Consider the following 15,517-nt stretch of genomic DNA (forward strand, 5'->3'; position numbering starts at 1 on the left):
AAATGCTTATAGTAAACCCAGATAGTCAACAGGAGAGTCATCATGCAACACCAGTTACGCGTCGAATTGGCCAGCCATGAAGTCTTGGTGATCGAGCTGCCGTCTGCCGCGCAGGTCCGCGCGGTGTCCGGCACGCATTGGCTGACGGTGGATGGGCTGGACGTCTGCCTGGCACCGGGTGAGCGGGAAACCATCCCGGCCGGCAAGGTTCTGGCCGAAGGGCATGGTCTGCTGGAGTTTTCCAAGCCTGCGGCACAGCCGAGCCAGGGCCTTGGCCGCCGCTTGTTGGGCCGTTCCGGGCAAGGCGCTATGCTGTTGGGTAAAGTGTGCTTCTAAACAGGAGGAAGACGATGCAATTGATCGGCATGCTGGATTCGCCCTACGTGCGCCGGGTGGCCATCTCGCTGCGGCTGTTGGGCGTTCCGTTCGAGCACCACGCCGTGTCGGTGTTCCGCACCTTCGAGCAGTTCCGTCAGATCAACCCGGTGGTGAAGGCCCCGACCCTGGTTTGCGACGACGGCGCGGTGCTGATGGATTCGACGTTGATTCTCGACTACGTCGAAACCTGCGTCGCGTCGGGCAGGAGCCTGATGCCCGGTGGGCGGGCCGAACGCCAGCATGCCTTGCGCCTGATCGGTCTGGCGCTGGCGGCTTGCGAGAAGAGCGTGCAGATCGTCTACGAGCGCCAGTTGCGACCGGCCGAGAAGCGGCACCAGCCTTGGCTGGAACGGGTCGAGGGCCAGTTGCTGGCGGCCTACGGCGAGCTGGAGCGCGAGCTGGCGCGTACTCCGCTCGCCGTCAGCGAGGAGGGCATCGACCAGGCCGGCGTCACCACGGCGGTGGCGTGGGGTTTTACCCAGCTGATGCTGGCGGATGTCGTCAAGGCGGCGGATTTTCCGCTGCTGCAGGCGTTCAGCGCGCAGGCCGAGCAATTGCCGGCCTTCGTCGCCCTCCCTCCCGCCTGAGCCTCCCGATACGGCGGGCTAGCCTTCCGGCCAGTCGAACGCCGGCGGCGGGCGGCCGGTTTCCGCAGGCTTTCAGGCCGCAGATGAACACCGGCCAGCCTTGCCGCCCGCCATCGCCTACTCTTAAAACTTCCCCACGAAGCGAACAGGAGGGCGATGATGGCAAGCCAGGTCAATCCCATTCCCGCCGGCTATCCCGGCGTGACTCCCTATCTGACGGTGCGCGATGCCGCCGCCGCCATCGATTTCTACTGTCAGGCGTTCGGCGCCAGCGAGATCATGCGGGTGGCGATGGGCGGCAAGATCGGCCATGCCGAGCTGAAGGTCGGCGAGGCGCCGCTGATGCTGTCGGACGAGTTTCCCGAGATGGGGGCGCTCGGACCGCAGTCGGAGGCACAGCCGCCGGTGTGCCTTCATCTCTACGTGGCAGACGTCGATGCCGTGGTGGCGCGCGCCGTGACGGCCGGGGCGACGCTGTTGCGCGAGGTGGAGAACATGTTCTACGGCGACCGCGCCGGCAAGCTGCGCGACCCGTTCGGCCACGTCTGGTGGCTGTCGTCACACGTCGAGGACGTGTCACCGGACGAGGTCCAGCGCCGCGCCGCCGCGATGTTCGGTGGTTGAATACCGGGATGAACGGATTGAGGCCGCCAGGTGTGGCCGCCCGACTTCCGGTTTACGCCTCGGCCTTGCCGGGCTGTTCCCGGCGATGGGACCACAATAGTAGCTATAACTCAGTTACGGGGAGGGAGGTCTGCGCCGCCGACGGAATTGCCGTGAGATTCGCCGGCGAGCTCCCCCCGCAGCGTCTACGGAGTGGTCATGAACAAGCCCAACAGCAAGGCCCAGCGCCTGGCGGCACTCTTCCTGCTGGGTGCGGTGTTGTTCAACTATCCGCTGCTGGCCCTGTTCAACCGCTCCGCCCTGGTGTGGGGGGTGCCGGTGTTGTATGCCTATGTGTTTGCCGCCTGGCTGCTGTTGATCATGCTGCTGGCGCTGGTCATCGAGAAAAAGTAGCTGCCATGCGGGGGCGGCCGTTCGTTGCGGCCGGCCAAGCCCGAGGACTGATTCTTGCCTGCCTGGATCATTGCGGCTGTCGGCGTCGCCTATCTCGGCCTGCTCTTCGCCATCGCCTATCGCGGCGACAAGGCCGCCGCGGCCGGGCACAGCCTGATCGCCAATCCCTATGTCTATTCGCTTTCGCTGGCGGTCTATGCCTCCGCCTGGACCTTCTACGGCAGCGTCGGGCGCGCTGCCGGCAGCGGCATCGGCTTCCTGCCCATTTACCTCGGCCCGACGGTGATGGCCGCGCTGTGGTGGGTGGTGTTGCGCAAGATCATCCGCATCGCCAAGGACAACCGCATCACCTCGCTGGCCGACTTCATCTCCTCGCGCTACGGCAAAAGCGCGGTGTTGGCCGGGCTGGTGACGGTGATTGCGGCGGTCGGCGTCACCCCCTACGTTTCGCTGCAGCTCAAGGCCATCTCGACCAGCTTCACGGTGCTGCGCGGCTACCCCGAGATCCTGCCGGTCGCGCCCGAGCCCGAAAGCGTCTGGCACGATACCGGCTTCTACGTGGCGCTGGCGCTGGCGGCCTTCACCGTCGTTTTCGGCACGCGCAAGCTCGACGCCGCCGAGCGCCACGAGGGCATGGTGGCGGCGATCGCCTTCGAGTCGCTGGTCAAGCTGGTGGCTTTCCTGGCGGTCGGGATCTTTGTCACCTGGGGCATGTACGACGGCCTGGCCGACCTCTTCGCCAAGGCGGCAGAGCAGCCGCGCATCGCCGAGGTGTTCATCATCGGGGGCGGCTCGAGCGACATCTACCACAGCTGGGCCTCGCTGTTTTCTCTGGCCTTTCTTTCGATGCTGGCGATCATGTTCCTGCCGCGCCAGTTCCAGGTGGCGGTGGTCGAGAACGTCGACGAGGCGCACCTGAACAAGGCCATCTGGCTGTTTCCGCTGTACATGTTCCTGTTCAACCTGTTCGTCCTACCTATCGCCTTCGGCGGCCTGCTGCATTTTGGCGACGGCGGAGTCAACCCCGATACCTTCGTTCTCACCCTGCCCATGTCTGGGCAGCAGGAAGCACTGGCCCTACTGGTCTTCATCGGCGGATTCTCCGCCGCCACCGGGATGGTGATCGTCGAGTCCATCGCGCTCTCGACCATGGTCTGCAACGATCTGGTGATGCCCATGCTGCTGCGTATCAAGGCCTTGCACCTTTCTGACCGTGAGGATCTTTCCAGCCTGTTGCTGGCGATCCGCCGCGGTACCATCGTCGTCGGCCTGCTGCTCGGCTACGCCTACTACCGGCTGGCGGGCGAGGCCTACGCACTGGTTTCCATCGGCCTCATTTCCTTCGCCGCCGTGGCCCAGTTCGCGCCGGCGCTGCTCGGTGGCATCTACTGGAAAGGCGGCACGCGTGCCGGGGCCTTGGCCGGACTCGGCGTCGGTTTCCTGGTATGGGCCTATACCCTGATGCTGCCGGCCTTCGCCCGTTCCGGCTGGCTGCCGATGGGCTTGCTCGAACAGGGGCCGTTCGGCATCGCGCTGTTGCGGCCGCTGAGCCTGTTCGGCCTGGAGGGGCTGGACGAGATCACGCACGCCATGCTGTGGAGCATGCTGGCCAACGTCGGCGCCTATCTGGCCGTGTCGATCCTCTCCGATCAGAGCGCGGTTGAGCAGACGCAGGCGGCGCTGTTCGTCGATGTCTTCAAGCATGATCGTGGCGCCGAGCGCGCCTGGCGGGCCAGTGGTTCGCTGCCCGATCTCTATGCGCTGCTGGCACGCTTTCTCGGCGCGGGCAACGCCAAAGTGGCGTTTTCCGCTTATGCCCGGTCGCGCGGCATGGACTGGCCGCAGGAGATCGACGCCGAGTTGGCGCGCTATTGCGAGGCGCAGCTGGCCGGTGTCATCGGCGCCGCGTCGGCGCGGGTCGTGCTCGCCACGGTGGTCGAGGAAGAGCTGCTGCGCGACAGCCTGACCGGCCTGCCCAACCGGGTGCTGCTGCTGAGCCGGCTGAGCGATGCGCTGGATCGGATCAGGCTCGAATCCGGACGTGGCTTTGCCCTTTTATTCCTCAGCCTGGATCGCTTCCGGGTCATCACCGACAGTCTCGGCGCTGCTACCGGTGACCAACTGCTGATCGCCGTGGCGCAACGCCTCGGCGCCGGCCTGCGCCCCGGCGATACCGTCGCCCGTGTGGGCGGCGAGAATTTCGCCATCCTCCTCGACGAGGTGCGGGACGAAGGCGAAGCGCGGCGCTTCGCCGACAAGCTGCAGGCCTCGCTGGCGGCCGGCTTCAACGTCGAGGGACACGAGCTGTTCACCACCGCCAGCATCGGCATCGCCCTCGGGCGGGCGAGCTACGTCGATCCGGGCGATATCCTGCGTGACGCCGAAACGGCCAGCCATCATGCGCTGGAGCGGGGCGGGGCGTATTGCGAGGTGTTCGCAGCCGACATGCGCCAACGCGTCGTCGCACTGCTCGGCATGGAAACCGAACTGCGGCAGGCGGTGCTGAAGGGGCAGGAGTTCCAGGTTTTCTACCAGCCTATCGTCGACCTGCGCACGGGGACGCTCACCGGCTTCGAGGCGCTGGTACGCATGCGCCGTCCCGACGGCAGCCTGGTGCAGCCGGGTGACTTCATCCCGCTGACCGAGGAAACCGGCCTCATCGTGCATATCGGCCGCTGGGTGCTGGGCGAGGCCTGCCGCCAGATGCACGACTGGCAGCTGAAGTACCCGCAGCACTCGGCGCTGCAGATGAGCGTGAACCTGGCCGGGCGGCAGTTCATCCAGCCCGATCTGATGCAGCAGATCGAAGCGGTGCTGCAGGAAACCGGCCTCGACACCCATAGCCTCAAGCTGGAAGTCACCGAAACCGTGCTCATGGAGCACGCCGAGGCGGCGTTGGCGGTGCTGGAGCGGCTGCGCACCATGGGGGTCACGTTGCTGATGGACGATTTCGGCACCGGTTATTCCTCGCTGTCCTACCTGCACCGCTTCCCCATCAACACGCTGAAGATCGACGCATCGTTCGTGCGCCGCATGGACGTGGATCGCAAGAATGCGGACATCATCCAGACCATCGTCACGCTGGCGCATACCCTGGGCATGGACCTTATCGCCGAGGGGGTGGAGAGCGAACGGCAGCGGGCGCAGCTGCGCGGGCTGGGGGTCGAATACGGCCAGGGCTACTATTTTTCCCAGCCACTCGATGCCGCCGCCGCCGAGCAGCTGATCGCCTCCGGGCGGAGCTGGTGACGAGGTTCTGCGCCTTGCCGCCAGCCTGGCTCATCACGTCGCTGAGGCCAATCGTCCGCCCGGACCGCGTCAGAATCCGCGGTGTCGGCGAAGCTGTCGTCATCGATCTTCATTCATGTTTGCGTTATAGAAGACTGTGTTCACTATCTTGAAACGAATCGGGCTCGACGGCTTTCTGCTGTCGCTGATCGGCGCCGTGCTGCTGGCCATCGTCTGGCCGGAGCTGGGGCGCAGTGGCGGCCTGATCCAGTTGCAGCATTTCGCCAACTACGGCGTGGCCATCGTGTTCCTGCTGTACGGCCTGACGCTGTCGCCGCAGAAGATCCGCGAGGGGGTGTTCAACTGGCGGCTGCACGTGGTGGTGCAGCTGGCCACCTTCCTGCTGTTTCCGCTGCTGGTGTTGGGCTGTCTATGGGCCTTGGGGGCGCGGGTGCCGGCGGAAATGGCGCTCGGTTTCTTCTACCTGGCGGCCTTGCCGTCCACCGTGTCCTCGTCGGTGGCGATGACCTCGATCGCCAAGGGCAACGTGCCGGGGGCGATCTTCAACGCCAGCCTGTCGAGCCTGCTCGGCGTGTTCGTCACGCCGCTGTGGGTCAACACCTACCTCAACAGCCAGGGGGTCGGCTTCCCGCTCGGGCCGGTGGTGCTGAAAATCGTGCTGCTGGTGCTGGCGCCGATCGTGGTGGGCCAGCTGTTGCGGCCGTGGCTGGTGTCGTGGCTGAACCGCCACGCTGTGCTGACCAAGCTGATGGACCGCACCACCATCCTCGCCATCGTGCTCAATTCGTTCTCGGACTCGGTGGCCGAGGGGGTGTGGAGCAGCCACAGCACGGCCGCGCTCGCCGGCATGGCGGCGGCGTCGCTAGTGTTGTTCGTGCTGGTGTCGCTGCTGATGTGGGCGGGCTGCCGTGCGCTCGGCTTCAACCGCGAAGACAACATCGCCGGGGTGTTCTGCGGTTCGAAGAAGTCGCTGGCGGCCGGTGTGCCGATGGCCAAGGTGATGTTCGGTGCCAACCCCGCTATCGGCCTGATCATCGCCCCGATCATGCTCTACCACTTCCTGCAACTGGTGATCGTCAGCGTGGTGGCGCGCCGGCTGGGGGCTAGGGTGAGTTGAGCCGGTGGCCCATGCCCGTCACCGGGCGCCCCAACAATAAAAAAGCACCGTCTCGCCTCGTCGGCGAGCGGTGCTTCTTTCATCCAGGCGGGGATCAGAACTTCCAGCGCGCGGTGACCTCGGCCGTGCGCGGTGCGCCCGGCATGTTGTAGTCGTTGGCACCGCTGTGGGCGGAGATGTAGTACTTCTTGTCGAACACGTTCTTCAGCGAAAAGTTCACCTCCAGCGACTTGCCGCTATAGCCGGTGCCGAGGTCGAAGCGGGTGTAGCCCGGCAGCTTGACCAGGTTGTCCGGCGACGCGTAGCGCTCACCCTCGTAGCGCAGGCCGGCGTTGACGTTGAAGCCGCCCGGCAGCTTGCGCTTGACGAACAGGTTGGCGGAATGGCGCGGGGTCAGCGCCGGCTTGTTGCCCTGGTACGGCGTGCCGAGCTTGGTCTTCTCGGTGGACTGGGTGATCTCGCCGTCGAGGTAGGCATAGCCCGCGATCACATCCCACAGCGGGGTGATGGCGCCGGCCACCGACAGTTCCACGCCGCGCACGCGCTGCTCGCCCACCGACAGCGCCTTGTTGCTGTCGCTCGGATCGGCGGCCTGGATGTTGCTGCGCGTCATCTCGAACAGCGAAGTGCTCAGCGAGAGGTTGTCGAACAGTTCGATCTTGCTGCCGACCTCATAGTTGATGGTCTCTTCCGGCTTCAGCTGGTCGCTGTTCTGCTTGAAGGTGAACGAGTCGGCGATGGGCTGGAACGACTGGCTGGCCGAGGCGTACAGCGATACGCGCTCGGTCGGCTGGTACACCACGCCCAGGCGCGGGCTGATCGTGTTGTCGGTGCGCGCCAGGTCCTGGTTGGTGCTGGTCTTGTCATCGCGTGTCTGCTTCAGGTGGTCGTAGCGCACGCCGGCCAGCGCCTTCCAGTGCTGGCTCAGGCTCACCAGGTCCTGCAGGTAGAGCGCGGCGATGTCGATGTCGGTGGCGTTGTCGTTCTTGGGCGCGGCGCTGGTATCGACCGCCGGCAGCACGATCAGCTGCGGATTGAACAGGTCGTAGGTGGCGGCGTTCTTGCGCGTCCACAGTTTCTCGGTCTTGTGCTGCTTGCCTACTTCCAGGCCATACAGCAGCGTGTGTTTGGTTTGGCCGAGGTCGAGATCGTGGCTCAGCTCGAACTGGTTGTAGAAGCCATGCTCGTCGCGCAGTCGCTTGGTGCGGTCGATGGTGACCTTGTTGGTGGTCTCGTTGACGCTGGCGATGGTGGTGTAGTTGCGGTCCAGCGAGAAATCGTAGGTGCGGAACACGTTGTGCAGCTTCAAGCCGCTATCGAACTTGTGGTCGAAGGTGCCGGTGAAGCTGGTGACATCGCTCTCGTTGGCAGTCTGGTCACGGCCGTTGGCCGAGCCGTAGTAGGTCTCGATCGGCACGTCCACCGGTTTGCCCTTGTAACCCGGCACACCCTGGTCGGCCAGGCGCTTGTCCTGCAGATAGTCGGCCTGCAGCAGCAGCGTGGTATTGGGCGAGAAGTTGAACTGCAGCGACGGCGCCACCGCCTCGCGCTTCAGGAAGGACTGGTTGCGGAAGCCTTCCGAATCCTCCACCGCGCCGGTCAGGCGGAAGCGCGCGAAATCGTCGTCGCTGTTGGCGCCGACGTCGAACGACAGGCGCTGCTTGCCCTGGTCGTCCAGGCTGACCGCCAACTCGTGCACCGGCTCGGCCAGCGGCTTCTTGGTGATGCGGTTGATCAGGCCGCCCGAGCTGCCGCGTCCGTACAGCACCGAGGAGGGGCCCTTGAGCACTTCCACGCGCTCGACGTTGGACAGGTCTCGGTAGTACAGCGCGTCGTCGCGCACGCCGTCGACGTACTGGTCGTTGATCGCCGAGAAGCCGCGGATGCTCACCTGGTCGCGCTGCGCGTCGCCGACGCTGAAGCTGACGCCCGGCACGTTGGCCAGCGCGTCCTGCAACGAGCTGGCGTTCTGGTCCTTCAGCACCGCCGCCGGCACCACGTTGACGGTTTGCGGCACATCCTTGAGCGGCGCCGCGATCTTGGTGGCGCTGGTCGAGCTGGCGCGGGTGTAGCTGGTGGCCGGGTCGGCGTCCTGGCTGGCCTCCACGTGTACGGTGGGCAATTCGGTCTCGGCCAGCGCCGGCAGGGCGCCGAAGGTGCCGATCAGGGAGATGAGAGTGGATAACGTCTTTTGCTTCATGATTTGGTTTTAGGTTTAGGTCCGTAAACAGTTCTGGCGGGGCCGGCCGAACGATCGAACACGACTATCCGCAGCACGTCATAGCCTCCTCTTCGTACCGCGTCAGGCAACAGCAGGCCCTCCCCCCTGCCGAGGCGGGTGGAAACGGTGCGTTGCTTGGGGGGGGATGCCTCGGTTGAAGCAGTGCAGGGAACGAGGTTTTAAGGGGTTGAGACGGTTGTGGCAGCTCGACGCGGTGGGTCCGTTATTCAAAAATTTTAATACAAATCATTATCATTACATTCTTTTACAAAAGCAACAGGAACTTTTCGTTCGGATGGCCATCGTCGATTTTTTTTCCGGCATGGCAGCCGCCATGCCGGGTTATCGGGCGAGGAGGTTTCCATGTCCGTGGCGCTCGTTGCCGATCGGTGGGCATCTGACGCAACGCTCCGGCATGGCATGAGCCGTTGCATGCTTCTTGCTCTTGTCTTTCGGCAAGGCGAGTGTCATGCTCGCCTGCACTGAGGAGCGTTCGATTATCGATTGTCGATTTCCCTGATGGTGTCGTGCCGGCAGGGGAGGCAAGGTAAGCGAATGCGCTGCCTATCCGTGGGGGGGAGGAACTCGATGACGATAAAAACACGCCTGATCGTGCTGCTGATGACGGCCTTGTTGGGGTTGGCCCTGGTGGCGGTATTCGGCTACCGCGGCATGCTCTCTTCCGGGGCATCGATGGTCGAAGTCGGCGAGCAGCGCATGCCGGCGGTGATCGCGCTGCTGGATGCCCGCTCCAACTTCAACCGCACCCTGCTGCGCAATCTGCAGGTCTCGGTGCGCGCCACCGACAATTCGCTGGAGTCGCGCAAGCTGTTTGCCGACACCTATAAAGGCAAGCAGCAGGCGCGCCAGCTGTTCGATGAAGCGCTCAAGCGCTACGCCGCGTTCCCGCGCAGCGAGGAAGAAACCAAGCTATGGCACCAGTTCGGCCCGCTGCTGCAGGACTGGCAGCGTACCGACAAGTCGCAGGACGAGCTGCTGGAGAAGTTGGCCAAGGGCGTCACGCCGGAAGAGCAGAATGCCATCTTCCGCGAGTTCTATGCCAACTCTCAGGTGCAGCTGCCGGTGGTCGAGGGTATGGACGATCTGCTGCGCAAGATGGTCGAGGTCAACGACCGCCTGGCCCAGGCCAGCGTGGAACAGGCTAACAGCGGTTCGCGCCAGAGCCTGTACTGGATGATCGCGGTCAACGTGTTCGCCGTGCTGTTGCTGTTGGCGAACGGCATCTCGGTACTGGCGGCGATCATGCGCCCGCTCAACCGGGCGCGCCGCACCGTGCTCTCCATCACCGAGAACAACGACTTCACCCAGCGCATCGACGTCAAGAACAAGGACGAGGTCGGCCAGATGGTCAGCGCGCTCAACACCCTGATCAGCCGGGTGCAAGAGTCGTTCCGTGAAATCCAGCACAGCCAGTCCGATATCCGCCTCGCGGTGAGCGGCTTGTCGGCGGCGTCCGAGCAATTGGCGGCCAGTTCGGCACAGCAGAACAGCGCTACCGGGGCGATTGCCGGTTCGGTGCAGGAAATGACCGGCAATATCCATGGTGTGGCCGGCCACGCCGACGCGGCGATGCAGCTGTCGCTGGAAGCCGGCGAAGTGTCGCGCCAGGGCTGCCGGGTGATCGCCCAGACCACCGACGGCATGGCCAGCATCGCCGACAGCGTGACCGCGGCGTCGAAGGTGATCGAGCAGCTGGGGCAGGAGTCGCGCCAGATCAGCAGCGTGGTGCAAGTGATCCGCGACATTGCCGAGCAGACCAACCTGCTGGCGCTCAACGCCGCCATCGAGGCCGCCCGCGCCGGCGAGAGCGGACGCGGCTTCGCCGTCGTGGCCGACGAGGTGCGCAAGCTGGCCGAGCGCACCGCCAAGTCGACCGCCGACATCGGGGTGATGGTGACGGCGATCCAGAACGCCGCCAACGGCGCGGTCGAAGAGATGCGCCAGGTGGTGGTGCAGGTGGGCGAAGGGCGCGAGCTCGCCAGCGGCGCCGGCCAGCACATCGCCGAGATCGAGGGCCAGGCACAGCGCGTGGCCGACGCCGTGGCCGACATCACCCGCATCCTCAAGGCACAGGGCGAGGCCAGCGAGGCCATCGTCCACCACGTGCACACCATCTCGGACATGGCGGAACAGAACCATGCCACCTCGAACGAGACCGCCGACAACGCGCGCCGGCTCGACCAGCTGGCGGCGCGCGTCGGCGAGACACTGCAGCGTTACAAGGTCTAGCGCGTCAGTCCCGGGGATCGGGTGAAGCAAAAAGCCGGAGCGTTCCACTCCGGCTTTTTGCGGCCTACCTTTTGGCGGCAGGCAGGTTCTGCGCGATGCATGCCGGCTGTTCAGCGCCGGGCGAGGGCGCTCGGTGCGAACTCTGTAGCCGACTCAGCCCTGGCCATGCTTCTCCTCCAGGTCAGACAGCAGGATGTTCAGCGCGTCGGACGACATGCGCAATTCCACCAGCGACAGCGCCAGTGAAGCCATCATCAGCAACAGGCTGACGCCGAAGGTGTACTGGGCGCTTACCGCCATCTCCACATAGATCTGCAGCATCGTCACCACGCACAGGAACAGGCTACCCACGCCGAGGAACTGCATCCACTTGATGAGATGGATCCGACTGCGCAGGTTGCCGATCTGCTGGATGATCTTGTCCTCGGGATTGTTCTGGTAGTCCTCGAACAGGTGGCGGATGATGCTGGCCAGGCCGAGGAAGCGGTTGGTGTACGCCAGGAGCAGCAGCGAGATGGCCGGGAACAGCAGCGCCGGGGTGGTCAGCGACAAGGGGGTGTTCATGCCAGCTCCCCATGCCACGGGGTGGCGGGCAGGGCGGCGAAGGTGTCCTTGATGCCGCGCCCCCAGGCGGCGCGCAGCTCGCGGAAATAGCCGTCGTCCTCGCCGATGCACCGCGGCGCGCGCGGCGTGAAATCGTCGTTGCGGTGCCACATCAGGTGGATCGGCAAGGCCACCGACAGGTTCGAGCGCATGGTCGAGTCGAGTGAGATCAGGGCGCAGCGGATGGCCTCTTCCAGCGAGGAACGGTAGTTCAGCACGCGGTCGAGGATCGGTTTGCCGTACTTGGTCTCGCCGATCTGGAAATACGGCGTGTCCGCGGTCGCCTCGATGAAGTTGCCCTGAGGGTAGATGTTGAACAGGCGCGGCCGCTCGCCGGCCAGCTGGCCGCCGAGCAGGAAGCAGGAGCCCAGGTCCACCGGGCCGTCGCCGCCGCCGTCGCGGGCGATCACCTCGCGCAGCGTCTGGCCCACCAGCACCGCCGCGTCATACAGCGAACCGATGCGGCACAGTGAGCCCGGCCCATCCTGCCGGCTCTTCAGGTCGAGCAAGCTGGCCACGCTCTGCGAGGTGGCCAGGTTGCCGGAGGTCATCATCACCAGCCGCAGGCGGCCGGGAATGTCGAAGGTATGCATTTTCTGGAACGTGGCGATGTTGTCCACGCCCGCGTTGGTGCGGGAGTCGGAGGCGAAGATCAGTCCGCTCTCCAGGCGAATGGCCACACAGTACGTCATGGTCGGGAAATCCGTGAAGGCCGGGAAGCGACCCTCGGCCAGTCTCCCCGGTTGCAAGCGTTAATTGTCGTGTTGTTCTACCGCCGCGTGGGCGTGCATCGTTTCGCCGGCGCCGCCGCGGCGCATGCCGCGCACCGGGCAGGCGTCGAGGTAGTCGAGACCGACCGCCAGTTTAAGGTGATGATCGTCCGCCGTACACTGGTTGCTGATGTCGAACGCCAGCCAGCCACCATCGGCGTACACCTCGGCCCAGGCGTGGCTGGCCGCGTGATCGACCGCGCCACTCAGCAGGTAGCCGCTGACGTAGCGCGCCGGGTAGCCTAGGTGGCGGCAGGCGGCGATGAACACCTGGGTGTGGTCCTGGCACACGCCGGCGCCCAGTGCCAGGGCGGCACTGGCCGTGGTGGATGCGTCGGTCACGCCGGCGGTGTAGGGCATGGCGGCCAGCACCGCTTGTGACAGCGCCGCCAAACGCTTGGCGGCCTTGTCCCCCGGCCGGGCGGCCTTGCGCGCCAGTTCCTCGATGGCCTCGCCGGCGTTGGTGAGCGGGGTCGAGCGCAGGAACACCAAGGGATTGAGTCCGCCTGCGTCGTCCTCCCAGCCGTCGGTCCGGGTCTCGACCACGCCTTCGGCAACCAGCTCGATGCTGTCGTGCGGCGCCTCCAGCGTCATCAGGTGGGTGATGTTGCCGAAGGCATCGATGCTCTGGCTGGCCGGTGCCGGCAGTATCAGCCGCCAGGACAGGATTTGCTGGTGGCGGTTGGAGCGCGGGGTGAGGCGCAGGTACTGGGTGCTGCGCGAGGCGGGCTCGGCGTACCGGTACTGTGTGCTGTGGCGGATCGAGAGCTTCATCACGCCGCCTCCAGATAGGCGCGCTGGATCGATTCGCCCAGCCGGTTGATCTCGCTCTGCATGCGGCACAGGAAGGGGTGCAGCCCTTCGTCGAACACCTCTTCGAGCGCGGTGAACTCCAGCGCGGCGTTGAGTTCGGTGGCGAGCCGCCGCGCCGGCCGGCCGTTGTCGCCCTGGATCTGCGCCAACGCCTGGCGGATCTCGTCGAAGCAGGCTCTCAGGCTCCTCGGCATGTCCTCGCGCAGCAGCAAGAGGTCGATCACGCGCGTGCCGTTGAGCGTGTCGCGGTAGGTCTCGTGATAAGCCTCGAACGCTCCCAGGCCACGCAGCAGCGTGCTCCAGGTGTAGTAGTCGGTGCTGTCGGCGCTTTGCTGGTCGGGCATCAGGTGGCTTTTCACGTCGAGCAGGCGCGCAGTGTTGTCGGCCCGTTCCAGGAAGGTGCCCAGCCGGATGAAATAAAAGGCGTCGCTGCGGCGCATGGTGCTGTAGGTGGCGCCGCGGCAGAGGTGGGCGCGCTCCTTCACCCAGTCGAAGAACAGCTGGAAGTCCTCGCCCTGTTCGGCCAGCTTGCGTCCTTCCAGCCAGCTGGCGTTGAGCGACATCCACATGTCCGAGCTGATCTTGCCGCGCACCGCGTGGGCGTTCTCGCGCGCGCTGCGCAGCGCCGACAGGATCGAGGCCGGGTTGGTCAGGTCGTAGGCCATGTAGTGCAGCACCTTGGCCGGCGTGATGTCCTCATGCCGGCTCTGGAAATCCGCCAGCTGGCCGGTCAGCGCCAGCGGCGCGCTGATCTCGGCGCCGCCGTTGTGCGAGCGCGGCATCAGCGAGATGGCGTGGCTCACTTCGAGCAGGCGGGCGAGGTTTTCCGCCCGTTCCATGTAACGGCCCATCCAGAACAGGTGGTCGGCAGTACGCGATAGCATCATGATTCAGTCCTCCAATACCCAGGTATCCTTGGTGCCGCCGCCTTGCGATGAATTCACCACCAGCGAGCCGGCCTTCAGAGCCACCCGCGTCAGCCCGCCGGGCACCATGGAGATGTCCTTGCCGCTCGACAGCACGAACGGCCGCAGATCGAGATGGCGCGGCGCGATGCCGGCCTCGACGAAGGTCGGGCACGACGACAGGCACAAGGTCGGCTGGGCGATGTAGCCGGCCGGGTCGTCCGCGAGCTTGTCGCGGAACAGCTGCTTCTCCTCCTCGCTCGCCACCGGGCCGATCAGCATGCCGTAGCCGCCGGCACCGTGAACCTCCTTCACCACCAGCTCGTCCAGATGGGCCAGCACGTACTGCAGGTCTTCCGGCTTGCGGCACTGCCAGGTCGGCACGTTGTTGAGCAGCGGCTCCTCGCCCAGATAGAAGCGGATCATCTCCGGTACGTAGGGGTAGATCGACTTGTCGTCGGCCACGCCGGTGCCGATGGCGTTGGCCAGGATCACGTTGCCCTGGCGGTAGGCCGACAGTAGGCCGGGCACGCCGAGCATCGAGTCGGGGCGGAACGCCAGCGGGTCGAGGAAGGCGTCGTCGATGCGGCGGTAGATCACGTCCACCTGCTTGTGGCCGGCGGTGGTGCGCATGTAGACGTGGTCGTCGCGCACGAACAGGTCGCGCCCCTCCACCAGTTCCACTCCCATCTGCTGGGCGAGGAAGGCGTGTTCGAAGTAGGCGCTGTTGTAGTGGCCCGGCGTCAGCACCACCACGGTCGGGTTGTCCACCCGGCTGGCCTGGCGCAGCGTGGACAACAGCAGCGCCGGATACTGGTCGACCATGCCCACGGCGTGGCGTGCGAACAGTTCGGGGAACAGCCGCATCATCATCTTGCGGTTTTCCAGCATGTAGGACACCCCGGACGGTACACGCAGGTTGTCTTCCAGCACGTAGTACTGGCCGTCGGCGTGGCGGATGATGTCGACCCCGGTGATGTGGGCGTAGATCTGGTCGGGCAGGTCGATGCCCTGCATCGCCGGCTGGTACTGGGCGTTGGTGAACACCTGCTCGGCCGGGATGATGCCGGCCTTGACGATGGCGTGGTCGTGGTAGATGTCGTGCAGGAAGGCGTTGAGCGCCTTGACCCGCTGGCGCATGCCGGCCTCCAGTGCGCGCCATTCACTGGCGGGCAGGATGCGCGGAATGGTGTCGAACGGGATCAGGCGCTCGGCACCGGACTCGTCGCCGTAGACCGAGAAGGTGATGCCGACGCGATGGAAGCGCTGGTTGGCTTCTTCTCGTTTGCGCGCCAGCGCTTCCGGAGTCTGGGCCTGCAGCCACTCGGCAAAGCCCTGGTAGTGGGGACGGACCGCGCCGCTGGAGAGCAGCATCTCGTCGTAGTGGGACGAATGGGGCAGCGTTAGCGCATGCATGGGAATCTCCCTTGTCTTGATGTTGTTCGGGTGGGCCAGCTGGAGAAGTGGCGTGGCCTTGGTCTTGACTTAGCAAGGCATGTGCCATGGGGGAAAGCCGAATCGGCGGAAGGTGGCGAGACTTATGCACCAAGAACGACGTCATAAGGCACCGGGGAAGGGATTGGGCGGGCGCGGCGGCCCATCATGGT

The 15,517-nt window shown here is 65.3% G+C and carries 14 protein-coding genes; 8 read left to right on the forward strand and 6 right to left on the reverse strand.

Annotated features, from left to right (window positions below):
- Nucleotides 1-42 precede the first annotated feature (42 nt).
- From PSEMAI1_RS0104250 to PSEMAI1_RS0104275, 6 genes are all read left to right on the forward strand, one after another.
- Nucleotides 43-336: a hypothetical protein gene (locus PSEMAI1_RS0104250; protein ID WP_024301669.1), complete on the forward strand. Its 294-nt coding sequence runs from the start codon at nucleotides 43-45 to the stop codon at nucleotides 334-336.
- 14 nt (nucleotides 337-350) lie between these two features.
- Nucleotides 351-965, forward strand: a complete 615-nt coding sequence (locus tag PSEMAI1_RS0104255; RefSeq protein WP_024301670.1) for a glutathione S-transferase — start codon at nucleotides 351-353, stop codon at nucleotides 963-965.
- 156 nt (nucleotides 966-1,121) lie between these two features.
- Nucleotides 1,122-1,589, forward strand: coding sequence for a VOC family protein (locus PSEMAI1_RS0104260; protein WP_232219830.1), 468 nt, complete (start codon nucleotides 1,122-1,124; stop codon nucleotides 1,587-1,589).
- 198 nt (nucleotides 1,590-1,787) lie between these two features.
- The gene (locus PSEMAI1_RS0104265; protein ID WP_024301672.1) at nucleotides 1,788-1,982 is read left to right on the forward strand and encodes a hypothetical protein; all 195 of its coding nucleotides are present in this window, start codon (nucleotides 1,788-1,790) and stop codon (nucleotides 1,980-1,982) included.
- Between the two features lie 54 nt (nucleotides 1,983-2,036).
- Nucleotides 2,037-5,231, forward strand: coding sequence for an EAL domain-containing protein (locus PSEMAI1_RS0104270; protein ID WP_024301673.1), 3,195 nt, complete (start codon nucleotides 2,037-2,039; stop codon nucleotides 5,229-5,231).
- A 148-nt stretch (nucleotides 5,232-5,379) separates the two neighbouring features.
- On the forward strand, nucleotides 5,380-6,348 hold the full coding sequence (locus PSEMAI1_RS0104275) for a bile acid:sodium symporter family protein (RefSeq protein ID WP_232219831.1): 969 nt from the start codon (nucleotides 5,380-5,382) through the stop codon (nucleotides 6,346-6,348).
- 94 nt (nucleotides 6,349-6,442) lie between these two features.
- On the opposite strand, the gene PSEMAI1_RS0104280 is transcribed toward PSEMAI1_RS0104275, so the two are convergent.
- Nucleotides 6,443-8,548, reverse strand: coding sequence for a TonB-dependent siderophore receptor (locus tag PSEMAI1_RS0104280; RefSeq protein ID WP_024301675.1), 2,106 nt, complete (start codon nucleotides 8,546-8,548; stop codon nucleotides 6,443-6,445).
- Between the two features lie 217 nt (nucleotides 8,549-8,765).
- Here PSEMAI1_RS0104280 and PSEMAI1_RS21670 point away from each other — a divergent pair, with 217 nt between their 5' ends.
- Together PSEMAI1_RS21670 and PSEMAI1_RS0104285 are read left to right on the forward strand one after the other, a co-directional pair.
- Nucleotides 8,766-8,993 carry a hypothetical protein gene (locus tag PSEMAI1_RS21670; protein ID WP_156943082.1) on the forward strand — a complete coding sequence of 76 codons (228 nt, stop codon included), beginning with the start codon at nucleotides 8,766-8,768 and terminating at the stop codon, nucleotides 8,991-8,993.
- Nucleotides 8,994-9,157: 164 nt separating this feature from the next.
- Entirely contained in the window at nucleotides 9,158-10,819 is a 1,662-nt protein-coding gene (locus PSEMAI1_RS0104285; protein WP_024301676.1) for a methyl-accepting chemotaxis protein, read from the forward strand.
- A 153-nt stretch (nucleotides 10,820-10,972) separates the two neighbouring features.
- Here the strand turns inward: PSEMAI1_RS0104285 and PSEMAI1_RS0104290 are convergent, their stop codons facing one another.
- The 5 genes from PSEMAI1_RS0104290 to PSEMAI1_RS0104310 are packed head-to-tail and all read right to left on the reverse strand — an operon-like array spanning nucleotide 10,973 to nucleotide 15,326.
- A complete protein-coding gene (locus PSEMAI1_RS0104290) occupies nucleotides 10,973-11,383 on the reverse strand; it encodes a DUF2721 domain-containing protein (RefSeq protein ID WP_024301677.1) in 411 nt (136 codons plus the stop codon).
- Nucleotides 11,380-12,114, reverse strand: coding sequence for a peptidase (locus PSEMAI1_RS0104295; RefSeq protein ID WP_024301678.1), 735 nt, complete (start codon nucleotides 12,112-12,114; stop codon nucleotides 11,380-11,382). The genes PSEMAI1_RS0104290 and PSEMAI1_RS0104295 overlap by 4 nt, the downstream gene beginning before the upstream one ends.
- Nucleotides 12,115-12,174: 60 nt before the next feature.
- Nucleotides 12,175-12,966, reverse strand: coding sequence for a transglutaminase family protein (locus PSEMAI1_RS0104300; protein WP_024301679.1), 792 nt, complete (start codon nucleotides 12,964-12,966; stop codon nucleotides 12,175-12,177).
- The gene (locus PSEMAI1_RS0104305) at nucleotides 12,966-13,892 is read right to left on the reverse strand and encodes an alpha-E domain-containing protein (protein WP_084612619.1); all 927 of its coding nucleotides are present in this window, start codon (nucleotides 13,890-13,892) and stop codon (nucleotides 12,966-12,968) included. Before PSEMAI1_RS0104305 ends, PSEMAI1_RS0104300 begins: the two co-directional genes overlap by 1 nt.
- A 3-nt stretch (nucleotides 13,893-13,895) precedes the next feature.
- Nucleotides 13,896-15,326 carry a circularly permuted type 2 ATP-grasp protein gene (locus tag PSEMAI1_RS0104310; RefSeq protein ID WP_024301681.1) on the reverse strand — a complete coding sequence of 477 codons (1,431 nt, stop codon included), beginning with the start codon at nucleotides 15,324-15,326 and terminating at the stop codon, nucleotides 13,896-13,898.
- Between the last annotated feature and the right edge of the window lie 191 nt (nucleotides 15,327-15,517).

It is taken from the genome of Pseudogulbenkiania sp. MAI-1, from assembly GCF_000527175.1.
Classification (GTDB): Bacteria; Pseudomonadota; Gammaproteobacteria; order Burkholderiales; family Chromobacteriaceae; genus Pseudogulbenkiania.

What these genes read in the sequence shown, in the direction of transcription:
- PSEMAI1_RS0104280 (WP_024301675.1), bottom strand. Translation starts at nt 8,548, where the DNA reads ATGAAGCAAAAGACGTTATCCACTCTCATCTCCCTGATCGGCACCTTC.
- PSEMAI1_RS0104260 (WP_232219830.1), top strand. Translation starts at nt 1,122, where the DNA reads ATGATGGCAAGCCAGGTCAATCCCATTCCCGCCGGCTATCCCGGCGTG.
- PSEMAI1_RS0104250 (WP_024301669.1), top strand. Translation starts at nt 43, where the DNA reads ATGCAACACCAGTTACGCGTCGAATTGGCCAGCCATGAAGTCTTGGTG.
- PSEMAI1_RS0104310 (WP_024301681.1), bottom strand. Translation starts at nt 15,326, where the DNA reads ATGCATGCGCTAACGCTGCCCCATTCGTCCCACTACGACGAGATGCTG.
- PSEMAI1_RS0104295 (WP_024301678.1), bottom strand. Translation starts at nt 12,114, where the DNA reads ATGACGTACTGTGTGGCCATTCGCCTGGAGAGCGGACTGATCTTCGCC.
- PSEMAI1_RS0104255 (WP_024301670.1), top strand. Translation starts at nt 351, where the DNA reads ATGCAATTGATCGGCATGCTGGATTCGCCCTACGTGCGCCGGGTGGCC.
- PSEMAI1_RS0104285 (WP_024301676.1), top strand. Translation starts at nt 9,158, where the DNA reads ATGACGATAAAAACACGCCTGATCGTGCTGCTGATGACGGCCTTGTTG.
- PSEMAI1_RS0104290 (WP_024301677.1), bottom strand. Translation starts at nt 11,383, where the DNA reads ATGAACACCCCCTTGTCGCTGACCACCCCGGCGCTGCTGTTCCCGGCC.
- PSEMAI1_RS0104305 (WP_084612619.1), bottom strand. Translation starts at nt 13,892, where the DNA reads ATGATGCTATCGCGTACTGCCGACCACCTGTTCTGGATGGGCCGTTAC.
- PSEMAI1_RS0104265 (WP_024301672.1), top strand. Translation starts at nt 1,788, where the DNA reads ATGAACAAGCCCAACAGCAAGGCCCAGCGCCTGGCGGCACTCTTCCTG.
- PSEMAI1_RS0104300 (WP_024301679.1), bottom strand. Translation starts at nt 12,966, where the DNA reads ATGAAGCTCTCGATCCGCCACAGCACACAGTACCGGTACGCCGAGCCC.